General features: G+C 75.4%; 2 protein-coding genes (1 of these 2 cut by a window edge). Both read left to right on the forward strand.

Features of this window, described 5'->3' with window-relative positions; all coding sequences use genetic code 11:
- Window positions 1-2,384, forward strand: the final stretch of a protein-coding gene (locus tag AB0M93_RS32320; protein ID WP_364280400.1) for an SDR family NAD(P)-dependent oxidoreductase. It extends 12,004 nt beyond the left edge of the window; only the last 2,384 of its 14,388 coding nucleotides appear in the window; the start codon falls outside the window, past its left edge; the stop codon is at window positions 2,382-2,384.
- The gene (locus AB0M93_RS32325) at window positions 2,385-17,441 is read left to right on the forward strand and encodes a type I polyketide synthase (RefSeq protein ID WP_364280403.1); all 15,057 of its coding nucleotides are present in this window, start codon (window positions 2,385-2,387) and stop codon (window positions 17,439-17,441) included.
- Window positions 17,442-17,448 lie beyond the last annotated feature (7 nt).

Raw genomic sequence — 17,448 nt, forward strand, 5'->3', positions numbered from 1 at the left:
CGGGCGACCAGGTCGGCTGCGCGACCGTTGAAGAGCTCACGCTGCAGGCACCCTTGGTCCTGCCCGAACGCGGCGGTGTCGCCGTCCAGGTCCGGGTCGAAGCCGCCGACGAACACGGCCGTCGCACGCTGACCGTCCACTCTCGACTCACCGACGACGGCGACTGGACCCAGCACGCCGAAGGCTCCCTGGTGCCGGGCGCCGAGCCGGGCACGGCCCTCACGGCGTGGCCGCCACCGGGCGCGGAACCGCTGCCGGTCGACGGCCACTACGACACCCTCGCGGGCCACGGCTACCGCTACGGCCCGGCGTTCCAGGGCCTGCGCGCGGCCTGGCGTCACGGCGACGACCTCTACGCCGAGGTCACGCTGCCCGACGACCTGCGCGCCGGCGCGGCCCGCTACGGGCTGCACCCGGCGCTGCTCGACGCGGCCCTGCACCCGATCGGCCTGACCAGCGCCCAGGCCGGGGCCCGGCTGCCGTTCGCGTGGACCGGCGTCCGGCTGTACGCGACCGGTGCGACCACCTTGCGCGTCCGGCTCGGGGCCCTCGGCGCGGACGGCGTCTCGGTCGCCGTCGCCGACGAGACCGGTGCGCCGGTCGCCGAGGCCGGCTCCCTGGTCATGCGGCCGATTTCGGCCGGGCAGCTGGCGGCGGCCGCGGACCACGGCGCCGACGCGCTGTTCACCCTCGCCTGGCAGCGCCTGGACGCCGAGCCGGCCGCGCCCGCCGTTCCCCTGGGCGAAGCCGGCCCGGTGGCCTACACGGTGTGCCGCGGCGACGTGACGGCCGAAGTGCTCAAGACCGTGCAGGACTTCCTGACCGGGGACGGGCGGCTGGTCCTGGTCACCGAATCGGCCGTGGGAGACGCGCCCGCCGACCCCGCCGCGGCGGCGGTCTGGGGTCTCGTGCGCTCGGCGCAGTCGGAGCACCCGGATCGGTTCGTCCTCCTGGACGTCGACACGACCGAGAACCTCGCCACCTGGGCCGGGGTGGCCGCCGCGGCCGGCGAGCCGCAGCTGGCGGTGCGCGGCGGCGAGCTCCACGTCCCCCGGCTGGCACGGGCGGGCGCGCCGCAGCGGGAGCACACCTGGAACCCGGACGGGACCGTCCTGATCACCGGCGCGAGCGGTGTCCTCGGCGGCCTGCTCGCCCGGCACCTGGTGACCGTCCACGGCGTCCGGCACCTCCTGCTGCTCAGCCGCAGCGCCCCCGACACCGCCGAGCTGACCGCCGCGGGCGCGTCGGTGACCGTGCTCGCCTGCGACGTCGCCGACCGGGCCGCGCTCGAGAACGCCCTGGCACAGATCCCTGCCGAGCACCCCCTGACGGCGGTCGTGCACGCGGCGGGCGCGCTCGACGACGGCGTCGTCGAAGCCCTGACCCCGGAGCGGCTCGACACGGTCCTGCGGCCCAAGGCCGTCGCCGCCCGGCACCTGCACGAACTGACCGAGCACCTCGACCTCGACGCGTTCGTCCTGTTCTCCTCCTTCGCCACGACGATGGGCGGCGCGGGTCAGGCGGGATACTCCGCGGCCAACGCCTACCTCGACGCTCTCGCCCAGCACCGCCGCGGCCGCGGGCTGGCCGCGACCTCGCTCGCCTGGGGGCTGTGGGAGACGCGCAGCGGCCTGACCGCGCACCTCGGCGACGACGACGTGTCGCGGCTCGGCCGGTCGGGCGTGCGCGCCCTGCCCACCGGCCGCGCGCTGCGGCTGTTCGACCTCGCCCTGGGCACCGGCGAGCCGCTGCTGATGCCGGTCGCGTTGGACCTCGCCGCGTGGCGCGCCCGGCCCGAGGTCCCGGCGCTGCTGCGCGGGCTCGTCCGGACCCCGGCGCGGCGGGCCGTGCGCGACGGCGTCCCGGCCGGGCCCGGGCTGGCCGACCGGCTCGCCGGCCTGCCGGAGGCCGAGCAGCTCCGCGTCGTCGACGAGGTCGTGCGCGCCCAGGTGGCGGCCGTGCTCGGCTACGCGTCAAGCCACGCCGTGGAAGCCGGGCGAGGGTTCCTCGACCTCGGTTTCGACTCGCTCACCGCGCTGGAGCTGCGCAACCGCCTCACCGCGGCGACCGGGCTGCGGCTGCCGGCCACGCTGATCTTCGACTACCCGAACCCGGACGCGCTCACCAAGCACCTCTGCGCCGAGCTGCCCGCGGCCGGGGCGAAGGTCCCGCCCGTGCACGCGGAACTGGACCGCCTGGCCGCCGTGCTCGCCACGGCCGAGCCCGGCGCCGGCGAACGCGACCTCGTCACCGAACGCCTGCGCGGGCTGCTGGCCCGGTGGACCGCGACCGACGACCGCCGGGACGAGCCCGGCACGGAACTGGCCGACGCCACCGCCGAGGAGCTCTTCGACCTCCTCGACGACGAACTGGGGATGTCCTGAATGTCGAACGAACAGAAGCTCCTGGACTACCTCAAGCGGGCCACAGCCGACCTCCGCGAAGCCCGGCGGCGGCTGCAGGAGAACGAGGACCGCGCCCAGGAGCCGGTCGCCATCGTCGGCATGAGCTGCCGGTTCCCCGGCGGTGTCCGCACCCCGGAACAGTTGTGGGAGCTGCTGGCCGCGGGCGAGGACGCGGTCGGCGCGTTCCCCGCCGACCGCGGCTGGGACCTCGACGCCCTCTACGACGCCGACCCCGGCAGCGCGGGCACCAGCTACACCCGCGAAGGCGCGTTCCTGCACGACGCCGCCGACTTCGACGCCGGGTTCTTCGGCATTTCCCCGCGTGAGGCGCTCGCGATGGACCCGCAGCAGCGGCTGCTGCTGGAGACGTCGTGGGAGGTGCTGGAGCGGGCGGGGATCGATCCGACGTCCGTGCGCGGCGAGAAGGTCGGCGTCTACGCCGGGGTGATGTACTCCGACTACGCGGCCCGGCTGCTGCTGGCCCCCGACGTCTACGCGGAGTTCGAAGCGTTCCTCGGCAACGGCAGCGCGGGCAGCGTCGCCTCCGGCCGGATCGCCTACACCCTCGGCCTGGAAGGCCCCGCGGTCACCATCGACACGGCCTGTTCGTCGTCGCTCGTGGCGCTGCACCTGGCCTGCCAGGCCGTCCGGCTCGGCGACTGCTCCCTCGCGCTGGCCGGCGGCGTCACGGTGATGGCCACGCCGGGCACGTTCACCGCGTTCAGCCGTCAGCGCGGCCTGGCCGCCGACGGCCGCTGCAAGCCCTTCGCCGACGCCGCCGACGGCACCGGCTGGGGCGAGGGCGCGGGCATGCTGCTCGTCGAACGCCTTTCCGACGCACGCCGCCACGGGCACCCGGTGCTCGCCGTCGTCCGCGGCTCGGCGGTCAACCAGGACGGCGCGAGCAGCGGCCTGACCGCGCCGAACGGGCCGGCCCAGCAGCGGGTCATCCGCGCGGCCCTCGACCGCGCCCGGCTGTCCGCTTCGGACGTCGACGCGGTGGAGGCGCACGGCACCGGAACCCGGCTCGGCGACCCGATCGAGGCCCAGGCCCTGCTCTCGACCTACGGCCAGAGCCGCTCGACGCCGTTGTGGCTCGGCTCGGTCAAGTCCAACCTCGGCCACACGCAGGCCGCCGCGGGCGTGGCCGGGATCATCAAGTCCGTCCAGGCCATGCGCCGGGGCCTGCTGCCGCAGTCGCTGCACATCGACGCCCCGTCGTCCCAAGTGGACTGGAGCGCGGGCGCGGTCCGGCTGCTCACCGAGGCGACGCCGTGGCCGGAAACCGGACAGCCGCGGCGGATCGGCGTCTCGTCGTTCGGCGTCAGCGGGACGAACGCGCACGTGATCCTGGAGCAGGCGCCGGAGGAGCCGCCGGTGCCGTCGCGAGCGGCGCCGGGGCCGGTGCCGTGGGTGCTGTCGGCGGGGTCGCCGGAGGCGTTGCGGGCCCAAGCCGCGGAGTTGCTTTCCCACCGGGGAGACCCGGCCGACGTCGGGTTCTCGCTGGTCAAGTCGCGGGCGCTGCTCGGCCACCGCGCGGTGGTGACCGGCGAAGGCGGGCTCGCCGCGCTGGCCGCCGGCTCGCCGAGCCCCGCGGTGGTGACCGGGGAGGCGGCGGTCCGCGGCAAGGTGGCCCTGGTGTTCCCGGGGCAGGGTTCGCAGTGGGCGGGGATGGCGCTGGAACTGGCTTCGGCGTCGCCGGTCTTCGCGGCGCGCCTCGACGAGTGCGCGGCCGCCCTGTCGTCCTTTGTGGACTGGTCATTGCGTGACGTGCTGGCGGACGCTGCCGCGCTCGACCGGGTCGACGTCGTGCAGCCCGCGTTGTTCGCGGTGATGGTGTCGCTGGCCGGGTTGTGGCGGTCCTTCGGGGTGGTTCCCGATGCCGTGGTGGGACATTCCCAAGGGGAGATCGCGGCGGCCGTAGTGTCCGGCGCTCTGTCGCTTTCGGACGGTGCTCGGGTGGTGGCCCTGCGCAGCAAGGCGATCCTGGCGCTGGCCGGCCGGGGCGCCATGGTGTCGGTGGCGGCGTCGCCGGCCGAGGTCGAAGCTTGGCCGTCGAACGGACTGTCGATCGCGGCGGTGAACGGCCCGTCCGCGGTGGTGGTGTCCGGTGCGCCGGAGGCGCTCGACGAGCTGATGGCCCGGTGTGCGGCCGAGGGCGTGCGCGCCAAGCGGGTGCCGGTGGACTACGCGTCGCATTCGGGGCAGGTGGAGCGGCTGCGCGACGAGCTTCTCGAGGTGCTGGCCCCGATCGCGCCGAGGAGCGGGGACACGGCGTTCTTCTCCACGGTCACCGGCGAGTGGCTCGACGGGGCCGCGTTGGACGCGGAGTACTGGTATTCGAACCTGCGCAACACCGTCCGGCTGGACATCGCCGTCGAACGGCTGAAGAGCGAGGGCTTCGGGGCGTTCGTCGAAGCGTCGCCGCACCCGGTGCTGACCATGGCGATCGGGGACGACGTCGTCGCGCTCGGCTCGTTGCGCCGGGACGACGGCGGCTTGGCCCGGTTCCACACGGCGCTCGCCGAGGCACACGTGAACGGCGTCACGGTGGATTGGACGCCCGCCTTCCCGGACGGCCGGATCGTCGACCTGCCCACCTACGCCTTCCAGCGCAAGCGCTACTGGCTGGACGCGCCGAACCGGCCTGCCGCCGGCGAGCCGGCGGACGCCCGGTTCTGGGCCGCGGTCGACGGCGGAGATCTCGGGGCGCTGGCCGAGCTGATCGGTGTTCCCGCCGAGACGTCGTTCGCCGAGCTCCTGCCCGCGCTCGCCCACTGGCGGCGGCTCCGGCAGGAGAAGTCCGTTGTGGACTCCTGGCGGTACCGCGTCGAGTGGAAGGCCCTGACCGAGCCGGAAGCGGGGAAGCTGTCCGGCCGCTGGGTGGTGGTCACCCCGCCCGGAACGGACGCGGCGGAACTGACGAACTGCCTCGCGGCGGCCGGTGCCGAGCCGGTCGTGCTCGAGTGGCCGAGCGGTGCTGCCGAACTCGCCGAGGCTGCCGGCGTCATCTCCCTGCTGCCGGACGCCACCGGCACCCTCCTGCTCACCCAGGCACTCGCCGGCACCACCGCGCCCCTCTGGCTGCTCACCCGCAACGCCGTCGCCGCGCTGCCCGGCGACCCCGCGCCCGCCGCCGATCCCGCTCAGGTCTGGGCGCTGGGCCGGGTCGTCGGCCTCGAACACCCCGAACGCTGGGGCGGCCTCGTCGACCTCCCCGCCGGTCTCGACCGGCGCGCTGCCCGCCGCCTGACCGCCGTGCTGGCCGGGCTCGACCACGAAGACCAGGTCGCCCTCCGCGCGTCGGGCCTCTTTGCCCGCCGCCTCGCGCATGCTCCGGCCGTCGAACCCGCCGGCACGTGGCGTCCGCGGGGCACCGTGCTCGTCACCGGTGGCACCGGCGCGCTCGGCAGGCACGTCGCCCGGTGGCTCGCCCGGTCCGGCGCCGAGCACCTCGTCCTCGTCAGCCGCCGCGGGGCCGAGGCCCCCGGTGCCGCCGAACTCGAAGCGGAACTCGGCACCAGGGTCACCTTCGCCGCCTGCGACCTCGCCGACCGCGCCGCCGTGGCCGCCCTCGTCGACGGAGCCGGCGACGTGCGCGCGGTCGTGCACACCGCCGGCCTGCCGCAAGCGCAGACCATCGCCGACACCGGCGTCGCCGAGTTCGCCGAGATCCTGGCCGCCAAAGCCGCCGGTGCGGATCACCTCGACGAACTGCTCGGCGACGACCTCGACGCGTTCGTCCTCTTCTCCTCCAACGCCGGCGTCTGGGGCAGCGCCGGGCAGGGCGCTTACGCCGCCGCGAACGCCCACCTCGACGCGCTCGCCGCGCGCCGCCGCGCCGCCGGCCGGAAGGCGACGGCCGTCGCGTGGGGCTCCTGGGCGGGCGACGGCATGGCGGGCAGCGCCGAAGCGAAGGACCACCTGCGCCGCCGTGGCCTGCGCGAGATGGACCCCGGACTCGCGATCGCCGCGCTGCAGCACGCGCTCGACGCCGACGAGACCTTCGTGGCCGTCGCCGACATGGACTGGGCGCGCTTCGCCGCCGGGTTCACCGCCGCCCGGCGGCGTCCGCTGATCGAAGATCTGCCGGAAGTGACGGCCGGGGAAGTCGTCACCGAGGTCGGCACCGGGCTCGCCGAGACCGTCCGCGAGCTCAGCCCGCGCGAGGCCGCCCACCACGTTCTCGACCTCGTGCGCGCGCAGGCCGCCGCCGTCCTGGGGCACGACTCCGGCACAGCCGTCCCGGCGGACCGGGCCTTCCGCGAACTCGGCTTCGACTCGCTGACCGCCGTCGAGCTGCGCAACCGGCTGACGGCCGCGACCGGCGTCCGGCTCCCGTCGACCGTCGTCTTCGACCACCCGCACCCGCGGGCGCTGGCCGAGCACCTGCTGGGCGAGGTCTTCGGGGGCGCGGCCGCCACCGCGGGCCCGGTCACGGCCGCCGCGTCCGACGAGCCGATCGCCATCGTGGCCATGGGCTGCCGCTACCCGGGGGACGTGCGCTCGCCCGAGGACCTGTGGCGGCTGCTGGCCGGCGGCGCCGACGGCGTCGGCCCGTTCCCCGCCGACCGCGGCTGGGACCTGGCCGCCCTGTACGACCCGGACCCGGCGAACCTCGGCACCAGCTACACCCGCGAGGGCGGGTTCATGACCACGGCCGCGGAGTTCGACGCGGGCTTCTTCGGCATCTCGCCGCGCGAGGCACTCGCCATGGACCCGCAGCAGCGGGTGCTGCTGGAGACGTCGTGGGAGGTGTTCGAACGGGCGGGCACCGACCCGGATGCGTTGCGCGGCAGCGCAACCGGCGTGTTCGTCGGCGCGACCTCCTCCGGCTACGGCGTCGGCGCGCGCGACGAATCCGGTGGCTCGGAAGGCTACCTGCTGACCGGCAGCGCCCCGGCGGTCGTCTCCGGCCGGCTGTCCTACACCTTCGGCCTGGAGGGCCCGGCCGTCACCGTCGACACGGCGTGTTCGTCGTCGCTGGTGGCGCTGCACCTGGCGTGCCAGTCGCTGCGGCAGGGCGAGTGCTCGATGGCGCTGGCCGGCGGCGTCACCGTGATGGCGCACCCGGCGGCGTTCGTCGAGTTCAGCCGCCAGCGCGGGCTCGCCGCGGACGGCCGTTGCAAGTCCTTCGCCGACGCCGCCGACGGCACCGGCTGGAGCGAGGGCGTCGGCCTGGTGCTGCTGGAGCGCCTGTCGGACGCCCGGCGCCACGGCCACACGGTGCTCGCCGTCGTCCGCGGTTCGGCCGTGAACCAGGACGGCGCCTCGAACGGCTTGAGCGCCCCGAACGGCCCTTCCCAGCAGCGGGTGATCCGGGCCGCCCTCGCCAGTGCGGGTCTGTCCACTTCGGACGTCGACGTCGTCGAGGCGCACGGCACCGGCACCCGGCTCGGTGATCCGATCGAGGCGCAGGCCCTGCTGGCGACCTACGGCCAGGACCGCGACCGGCCACTGTGGCTCGGTTCGCTGAAGTCCAACATCGGGCACACCCAGTCGGCGTCCGGCGTGGCCGGCGTGCTCAAGATGGTCCTCGCCATGCAGCACGGCGTCCTCCCGCGGACGCTGCACGTCGACTCGCCGTCGTCCCAAGTGGACTGGTCGGCCGGGGCCGTCGAACTGCTCACCGAGGAACGCGCCTGGGTTTCCGACGGTCCGCGCCGGGCCGCCGTCTCGGCCTTCGGGGTGAGCGGCACCAACGCCCACGTCGTCCTGGAGGAGGCCGAGGCCACCGTCGTGCAGCCCGCCGGACCGGACGCGACGCCGCCGCTCGTTCCGCTGTCGGCCCGCAGTGCGACGGCGTTGCGTGCCCAGGCCGACCGGCTCCGGGGCACGGGCCTGGCCCCGCAGGACCTCGCGTACTCCTTGGCTTTCACGCGCGCCATGCACGACCACCGCGCGGTCCTCGTCGCGTCGGGCGACGAGCTCGACCGGGCGCTGGACGTCCTCGCCGACGGCGGCACCGATGCCGCCGTGGTCACCGGCACCGCCGACCGCGACGCCCTGCTGGCGGTGCTGTTCACCGGCCAGGGCGCCCAGCGGGCCGGAATGGGCCGCGGTCTCTACGAACGGTTCCCGGTCTACGCCGAGGCTTTCGACGCGGTGCTCGCGCACTTCGGCCCGGAGCTGCGCGAGGCGTTCGAGGATGCCGAGCGGTTGGATCGGACGGAGTTCACCCAGCCCGCGTTGTTCGCGATGGAGGTGGCGCTGTTCCGGCTGGTCGAGTCCCTTGGTGTGCGGCCGGACTTCGTGGCCGGACATTCGATCGGCGAAATCTCGGCGGCGCACGTGGCCGGGGTGCTGTCCCTTGAGGACGCTTGCCGGTTGGTGTCGGCGCGGGCGTCGCTGATGCAGGCGTTGCCCGCGGGTGGGGCGATGGTGTCGATTGCCGCTCCCGAGTCGGCCATCACGTTGACCGAGGGTGTTTCCATCGCGGCGGTGAATGGTCCGGAGTCGGTGGTGATTTCGGGCGACGAGGCCGCGGTGCTGGCCATTGCGGCGCAGTTTCCGAAGACCAAGCGGCTCGCCGTGAGTCACGCGTTCCACTCGCCGTTGATGGACCCGATGCTGGCGGAGTTCCGGGCGGTGGCGGAAACCTTGGAGTACCGCCCGGCGGAGATACCGGTGCTCTCGAATGTGAGCGGTGCTCTCGCCGAGCCGTTCACCGCGGACTACTGGGTGCGGCACGTGCGGGAAGCCGTCCGGTTCGCCGACGGCATCTCGACCCTGGAAGCGGCGGGTACCAAGCTCTTCTTGGAGCTCGGTCCGGACGGCGTCCTGAGCTCGATGGTCCCCGGGACCGCGATCCCCGCCCTCCGCCGCGACCGCGACGAAGCACGCACCCTCTTCACCGCGTTGGCCCGCCTGCACGTCAACGGCGTCAGCCTGGACTGGGAGAGCCTCTACGCCGGATCCGCCGGCCGGGCCGTCGCCCTGCCGACCTACCCCTTCGAGCACCAGCGGTACTGGCTCGAACCCGCCCGCCCGCAGCCCGCCGCCGACACCGCCGACGCCGCGTTCTGGGCCGCCGTCGAACACGGCGACCTGGCCCGGGACCTCGCCGTCGACGAAGACCTCGCCGGCGCGATCCAGCCCGCGCTGCAGGCCTGGCGCGCGCGTCACCGCGAGGCGAGCACCCTCGAATCGTGGCGCTACCGCGTCGCCTGGCGGCCGCACCCGATCCCCGCCGGACGGCTGTCCGGCACCTGGCTGCTCATCGGCACCGAGCCCGCGGGCATCGCGAAAAGCCTGGCCGAGCGGGGTGCGGACGTCCGCACCGTGCCCGTCAGCCGCCTGGGTGACGTGACGGACGTCGCGGGTGCGCTCGCCTTCCCGGCGAACCTGGCCGAAGCCCTCACCGTGCTGCAGGCCGACCTGCCCGGCCCGCTCTGGTGCGTCACCACCGGAGCCGTGCGCACCGGGCGGTCCGACGCCGCCCCGGATCCGGAGAAGGCGCAGGTCTGGGGCCTCGGCCGGGTCGCCGCCCTCGAACTCACCGGCCGCGAGATCGGGCTGCTCGACCTCCCGGCCACCCTGGACGACCGCGGCCACGACCGGCTCGCCGCCCTCCTCGCCGCCGGCCCGGGCGAAGACCAGGTCGCGCTGCGGACGTCCGGCGCGTTCGTGCCCCGGCTGGTCCGCGCCCCGGCGGGCGCCGAACCCGGCACCTGGCGGCCCGAACGGCCCGTCCTGATCACCGGCGGCACCGGGGCGCTCGGCAGCGCGCTGGCCCGGACCCTGGCCGCCCGCGGCGTCCGGCACCTGCTGCTGCTCAGCCGGCGCGGGCCGGACACCCCGGGCGCGGACGACCTCGCGACGCAGCTGCGTGCCCTCGGCGCCGAGCCCGAAATCGTCGCCTGCGACGTCTCCGACCGCGCGGCCTTGGCGGCAGTCCTCGACGGACGGTCGATCGGAGCGGTCTTCCACGCCGCGGGCTACGGCCGGTTCACCCCGATCGCCGAGTCGTCCACAACGGACTTCGCGGAGGTGGTCAGCGCCAAAGTGGACGGTGCGACCCACCTCGACGAACTGCTCGGCGACGACCTCGAAGCCTTCGTGCTCTTCTCCTCGATCGCCGGGGTGTGGGGCAGCGGGCACCAGGGCGCCTACGCGGCGGCCAACGCCCACCTGGACGCCCTCGCCGAACGCCGTCGCGCCGCCGGGCTCGCCGCGACGTCGGTCGCCTGGGGCCCGTGGGCCGGCGCCGGAATGGGCGCCTCCGAAGAGGGCGAAGAACTGCTCCGCCGTCGCGGCCTCCGCCCACTGGACCCCGGCCTGGGCCTGCGCGCCCTGCTGCAGGCCGTCGAGCTGGGGGAGACCACGGTCGTCGTCGCCGACGTCGACTGGGCCCGGTTCGCGCCGTCGTACGCGGCCGCGCGGTCCCGGCCGCTCATGGCCGAACTGCCCGAGTTCGACGCCGGCGAGGACACCACCGGCCGCGGTTCGGCCGCGCTGACCACCCGGCTGGCCGCGCTGCCCGCGCCCGAACGCCGTCGCGTGCTCCTGGACGTCGTGCGCGCCCGCGCCGCGGCAGTCCTCGGACACGAGGGCGCCGAGGCGATCGAACCGGTGCGGCCCTTCAAGGACCTGGGCTTCGACTCGCTCACCGCGGTCGAGCTGCGCAACGCGCTGGCCGCCGAAACCGGCCTCGCCCTGCCCTCGACACTCGTGTTCGACCACCCGACCCCGGCCGACCTGACCGACCGCCTGCTCGGCGAGGTCTTCGGCGCCGACGCACCGGAGCCGGGCCTGCCCGCGGTGGCCGTGACCGGCGACGACCCGATCGCCATCGTCGCGATGAGCTGCCGCTACCCGGGCGGGGTGCGTTCCCCGGAAGACCTCTGGCGCCTGATCAGCGCGGGCGGCGACGGCATTTCCGCGTTCCCCGGCGACCGCGGCTGGGACGTCGGCGCGCTCTACGACCCCGACCCGGGCAAGAGTGGCCGCAGCTACGCCCGCGAGGGCGGCTTTCTCGACGGCGTCGGCGAGTTCGACGCCGGGTTCTTCGGGATCTCGCCGCGTGAGGCGCTCGCCATGGACCCGCAGCAGCGGCTGCTGCTGGAGACGTCGTGGGAGCTGTTCGAGCGGGCCGGCATCGACCCGCATTCCCTGCGCGGCACCAGAACCGGCGTGTTCGCCGGCACCAACGGCCAGGACTACGTCACGATGCTCGGCGCGTCCTCCGGCGTCGAAGGGCACCTGCTGACCGGCAACACCACGAGCGTCATCGCCGGGCGCGTCTCCTACACCTTCGGCCTCGAAGGGCCGTCGGTCGCGGTCGACACCGCGTGTTCGTCGTCGCTGGTCGCGCTGCACCTGGCCTGCCAGTCGCTGCGGCAGGGCGAGTCCGCGATGGCCGTCGCCGGCGGCGTCACGGTGATGTCGACCCCGGGCGCGTTCGTCGAGTTCAGCCGGCAGCGCGGGCTCGCCCCCGACGGCCGCTGCAAACCGTTCGCCGAGGCCGCCGACGGCACCGGCTGGGCCGAAGGCGCCGGCCTGCTCCTGCTGGAACGGCTGTCGGACGCCCGGCGCAACGGCCACGAGGTCCTGGCGCTCGTCCGCGGTTCGGCGGTCAACTCCGACGGCGCGTCGAACGGCTTGACCGCGCCGAACGGCCCGTCGCAGCAGCGCGTGATCCGGGCGGCACTGGCGAGCGCGGGTCTGCAACCGTCCGATGTGGACGTCGTCGAGGCGCACGGGACCGGCACGACGCTGGGTGATCCGATCGAGGCGCAGGCGGTGCTGGCCACCTACGGGCAGGACCGTGAGACGCCGTTGTGGCTCGGGTCGGTGAAGTCGAACATCGGCCACACGCAGGCCGCCGCCGGGGTCGCCGGGATCATCAAGATGGTCATGGCCATGCGGCACGAGCTGCTGCCGCAGTCGCTGCACGTCGACGCGCCGACGTCCCATGTGGACTGGTCGGCGGGTGCGGTCGAGCTGCTGACCGAGGCGCGCGCGTGGCCGGCCGACCGGCCGCGCCGCGCCGGGATCTCCTCCTTCGGCATCTCCGGCACCAACGCCCACACGATCATCGAGCAGGCCGGGCCCGCGCCGGTGCCGGCCGCGCCGGAGGACACGAACCTGGTGCCGTGGCCGCTGTCCGGCCGGTCGGTGGCCGCGCTGCGCGCCCAGGCCGCCCGGCTGTCCGAAGTGGACGGCCACCCGGCCGACGTCGGCTTCTCCCTGGCCACCGGCCGGGCCGCGCTGGACCACCGGGCCGTCGTGCTCGGCACCACGGCCGAGGACTTCCGGACGGGCCTGACCGCCCTCGCCGGCGGCACGCCCGCTCCCGGCGTCATCTCGGGCGAGGCGGCGACCGGCCCGCTGGCCGTGCTGTTCACCGGGCAGGGCGCCCAGCGCGCCGGGATGGGCCGCGAGCTCTACGCGCGGTTCGGCGCCTACGCCGACGCGTTCGACGAGGCGTGCGCGCACCTCGACCCGCACCTGGAGCACTCCCTGCGTGACCTGGTGTTCGCCGAGCCGGGGACGCCCGAAGCCGCGTTGCTGGACCGGACCGCCTACACCCAGACGGCGTTGTTCGCCGTGGAGCTCGCCCTGTACCGGCTGGCCGAGAGCTGGGGCGTGCGGCCGGACCACCTGGCCGGCCACTCGATCGGCGAGCTGGTCGCCGCGCACGTCGCCGGTGTGCTGTCCCTGGCCGACGCCGCCGAGCTGGTCGCCGCCCGCGGCCGGCTGATGGAGGCCCTGCCCGAGGGTGGGGCGATGGTTTCGCTGCGGGCGGGCGAAGAGGCCGTGGCCGCCGAAGTGGCCAAGACCGGCGGCCGGGCAGGCATCGCGGCCGTCAACGGGCCCGGCTCGGTCGTCGTCTCCGGCGACGAGGACGTCGTGCTGGAGCTGGCCGCCGGGTTCGCCGCGGCCGGCGTGCGGACGAAGCGGCTCAAGGTGAGTCACGCGTTCCACTCGCCGCGGATGGACGCGATGCTCGACGACTTCGCCGCGGTCGCCCGGCGGCTCACCTACCACCCGGCGCAGCGGGCCGTGGTGTCCACGGTGACCGGTGCGCTCGCCGGCCCCGAACTGTCCACACCGGACTACTGGGTGCGCCAGGTGCGGGCGTCGGTGCGGTTCGCCGACGCCGTCGCCACCCTGGCCGGGCTCGGCGTCCGGACGTTCCTCGAAGCCGGGCCGGACGCGGTGCTCAGCGCGATGGCCGCCGACTGCCTCGGCGAGGACGTCGTGGCCGTGCCGCTGCTGCGCCGCGACCGTCCCGAGGAACGCACGTTCGCCGCCGCGGTCGCCGGGCTGTGGGTCCGCGGCGTCCCGGTCGACCTCTCGGCCGCGTTCACCGGTGCCCGCCGCGTCCCCCTGCCGACGTACGCCTTCCAGCGCCGGCGGTACTGGCCCGAGGTCTCGGCGCCCGCCGGGGACGTCGCCGCGGCAGGGCTCACCGACGCCGCCCACCCGCTGCTGGCCGCGACCCTGCCGCTCGCCGGCGGCGACGGCATCGTCCTCACCGGACGGTTGTCGCTGTCCGCGCAGCCGTGGCTGGCCGACCACGCGGTCCTCGGCACCGTCCTGCTGCCCGGCACGGCCTTCGTGGAGCTGGCGATCCGGGCCGGTGACCAGGCCGGCTGCCCGGTGGTCGAGGAACTGACCCTGTCGGCCCCGCTGGTGCTGCGCGAGCAGGACGCCGTCGCGATCCAGGTGTCGGTCGGCGGCCCGGACGCCGACGGCCGCCGCGAGCTGACCGTCCACTCGCGACCCGAAGGCCGGGACGACTGGACCGCGCACGCCGCGGGCGTCCTCGCGCCGACGTCGGCGGCCGAGCCGGCCGGCCTGGCCGAGTGGCCGCCCGCCGGTGCGGAACCCGTTGACGTGACCGGCTTCTACGACGACCTCGCGGCGTCCGGGTTCGGCTACGGCCCGGCGTTCCGCGGCCTGCGCGCGGCCTGGCGGCTCGGCGAGGACGTCTACGCCGAAGTCGCGCTGCCCGAGCAGCAGGCGGGCGCGTTCGGCCTGCACCCGGCGTTGCTCGACGCCGCCCTGCACGCCCTCGGCCTCCGCGACGGCGAGACCGGCCCGCGGCTGCCGTTCGCCTGGACCGGCGTCACCCTGCACGCCACCGGTGCCACCGCGCTGCGGGTCCGGCTGCGGCCGGGCGCCGGCGGCGCGGTCGCCGTCGACGTCGCCGACACCGCCGGCGCACCGGTCGCGTCGGTCGGCGCGCTGGTGCTGCGCCCGGTCTCGGCCGAGCAGCTGCGCGGCCCGGACGGCGGCGACGCGCTGTTCCAGGTCGAATGGACGCCGGTTCCCGTGCCGGAAACTTCGGGCGGCCGGTACGCGGTCATCGGCCCGGACCCGCTCGGCCTGGTGGCCGGGCTCGGCTCGTTGGGCACCGTCGAGTCCTGTGTGGACCTGGCGGACCTCGGCCGCCGCATCGGGGAAGGCGGCGAGGAACCGCAGTTCGTGTTCTCCGCGATCCGGCACTCGGCGCAGCCGCGGGAGCGCGCCGCGTTCGCGCTCGACCTGGTGCGGGAGTGGCTGGCCGACGACCGGTTCGCCACCGCCCGGCTCGTGCTGGTGACCCGCGGCGCGGTCGGCGCGGCCGACGGCGACCGCGTCCCCGACCTCACCGCCGCACCCGTCTGGGGCCTGCTGCGGTCCGCGCAGTTCGAGAACCCCGGCCGGCTCGTCCTGGTCGACCTCGACGACGAAGACCCGCGCTCGGCGGCCCTGCTCGGCGCGGTCGCCTCCGGCGAACCCCAGCTCGCGCTGCGGGACGGCCGTGCGCTGGCCGCGCGGCTCGTGCGCGCCGGTTCGGGCGCCCTGCTCCAGCCGCCCGCCGAGGGCAACTGGCGGCTCGACAGCACCGGCCGCGGCACCCTGCAGAACCTCGCACTCGTCCCGAACCCGCTGCCGGAACGCCTCGAACCCGGCACCGTCCGGGTGGCCATCCGGGCCGCCGGGATGAACTTCCGCGACGTCCTCATCGGCCTCGGCATGTACCCGGGCGAGCCGATCATGGGCATCGAAGGCGCCGGCGTCGTCCTCGAATGCGGCGAAGGCGTCACCGGGCTCGTCCCCGGCGACAAGGTGATGGGGTTCTTCCCCGGCGCCTTCGGCCCGCGCTCGGTCGCCGACCGGCGGATGCTGGCCAAGATCCCCGACGGCTGGTCCTTCAGCGAAGCCGCGTCGGTGCCCATCGTCTTCCTCACCGCCTACTACGGGCTCGTGGACCTGGCCGGGCTGCGCGCCGGGGAGTCCGTGCTGGTGCACGCGGGCGCCGGCGGCGTCGGGATGGCCGCCATCCAGCTCGCCCGCCACCTCGGCGCCGAGGTCTACGCCACGGCGAGCCCCGGCAAGTGGGACGTCCTGCGCGCCTCCGGGCTCGACGACGCGCACCTGGCGTCGTCCCGCACGACCGGGTTCGCGGAGCTGTTCCGCGAGGCCAGCGGCGGCCGGGGCGTCGACGTCGTGCTCAACGCCCTGACCAACGAGTTCGTCGACGCCTCCTTCGCGCTGATGCCGCGCGGCGGGCGGTTCCTCGAGATGGGCAAGGCCGACGTGCGGGACTCCAGCGCCGTGGCCGCCGCCCACCCGGGCGTCCGGTACCAGGCGTTCGACCTCGTCGAAGCCGGCCCGGACCGCATCCGGGAGCTGTTCACCGAGGTCCTCGCGCTGTTCGAAGCGGGCGCGCTGACGCCGCTGCCGGTGCGGACCTGGGACGTCCGGCGCGCCCCGGAGGCGTTCCGGTTCGTCAGCCAGGCCAAGCACGTCGGCAAGGTCGTGCTCACCATGCCGCCGTCCTTCGGCGACGGCACGGTGCTGATCACCGGCGGCACCGGCGCGCTCGGCGGCCTCCTCGCCCGGCGGCTGGTCACCGGGCACGGCGTCCGCGACCTGGTGCTGCTCAGCCGCCGCGGGCCGGCCGCGCCGGGCGCGGCCGAGCTGGCCGAGGGACTGCGGGAGCTGGGCGCGGAGGTCCGGATCGTGGCCGGCGACGCCGCCGACCGCCGCGAGCTGGCCGCCGTGCTCGCCGGGATACCGGCGCTCACCGGCGTCGTGCACGCGGCCGGTGTGCTCGACGACGGCGTCGTCGCGTCGCTGACGCCGGAGCGGCTGAACGCGGTGCTGCGGCCGAAGGTCGACGCGGCCCTGAACCTGCACGAACTCACCCGCGACCGGGGCCTCTCGGCGTTCGTCCTGTTCTCTTCGGCGGCCGCCACGCTGGGCAGTCCCGGCCAGGGCAACTACGCCGCGGCCAACGCGTTCCTCGACGCCCTCGCGCAGTACCGCGCGGCGCGCGGGCTCCCGGCCGGGTCACTGGGCTGGGGCCCGTGGGCCACCGACGGGATGCTCCGCGAAGCCGACCGGGCGAAACTGGCGCGGTCCGCGTTCGTCCCGTTCACCGCCGACCGCGGGCTCGACCTGTTCGACGTCGCAGCGGCCCGGCCGGAACCGGCGCTGCTGCCGCTGCAGCTCGACCCGGCCGCGCTGGGCGCGCAGTCCGGGCTGCCGCCGCTGTTCGCGTCGCTGGTCCGGGCCCCGGCCCGCCGGACCGCCGAAGCGGCGACGCCGGGCGAAGGCCCGTCGCTGGCCGAGCGGCTCACGGCCGTGCCCGAAGACGAGCGCGGCGAGTTCCTCCTCGACGTCGTGCGCAGGCACGTCGCCACGGTGCTGGGGCACGGCTCGGCCGCCGACGTCGAGGGCGGCCGTGGCTTCCTCGACCTGGGCTTCGACTCGCTCACCGCGGTGGAACTGCGCAACCGGCTCACCGCCGAGAGCGGGCTGCGGCTGCCGGCCACGCTGATCTTCGACCACCCGTCGCCCGCCGACCTGGCCGCGCACCTGCTGGCCGGGCTCGCGCCCGCCGCCGTCGACGCGGACGACGCCGTGCTGGCGGAACTGGACCGGCTGCTGGCCCGCGCCGGGGACAGCCGCCGCGTCACCGCGCGGCTGGAGACCCTGCTCGCGCGCCGCCGGAGTTCGGCGGATGAGGACACCGAACTCGACGCCGCGACCGACGACGAAATCTTCGACCTGATCGACAACGAATTCGGACTGTCCTGAATGGACG

The organism is Amycolatopsis sp. NPDC051102, from assembly GCF_040682815.1.
GTDB lineage: Bacteria > Actinomycetota > Actinomycetes > Mycobacteriales > Pseudonocardiaceae > Amycolatopsis.

Bases quoted from the DNA above. Each gene is read 5' to 3' on its own strand.
- AB0M93_RS32325 (WP_364280403.1), top strand. From the start codon at position 2,385: ATGTCGAACGAACAGAAGCTCCTGGACTACCTCAAGCGGGCCACAGCC.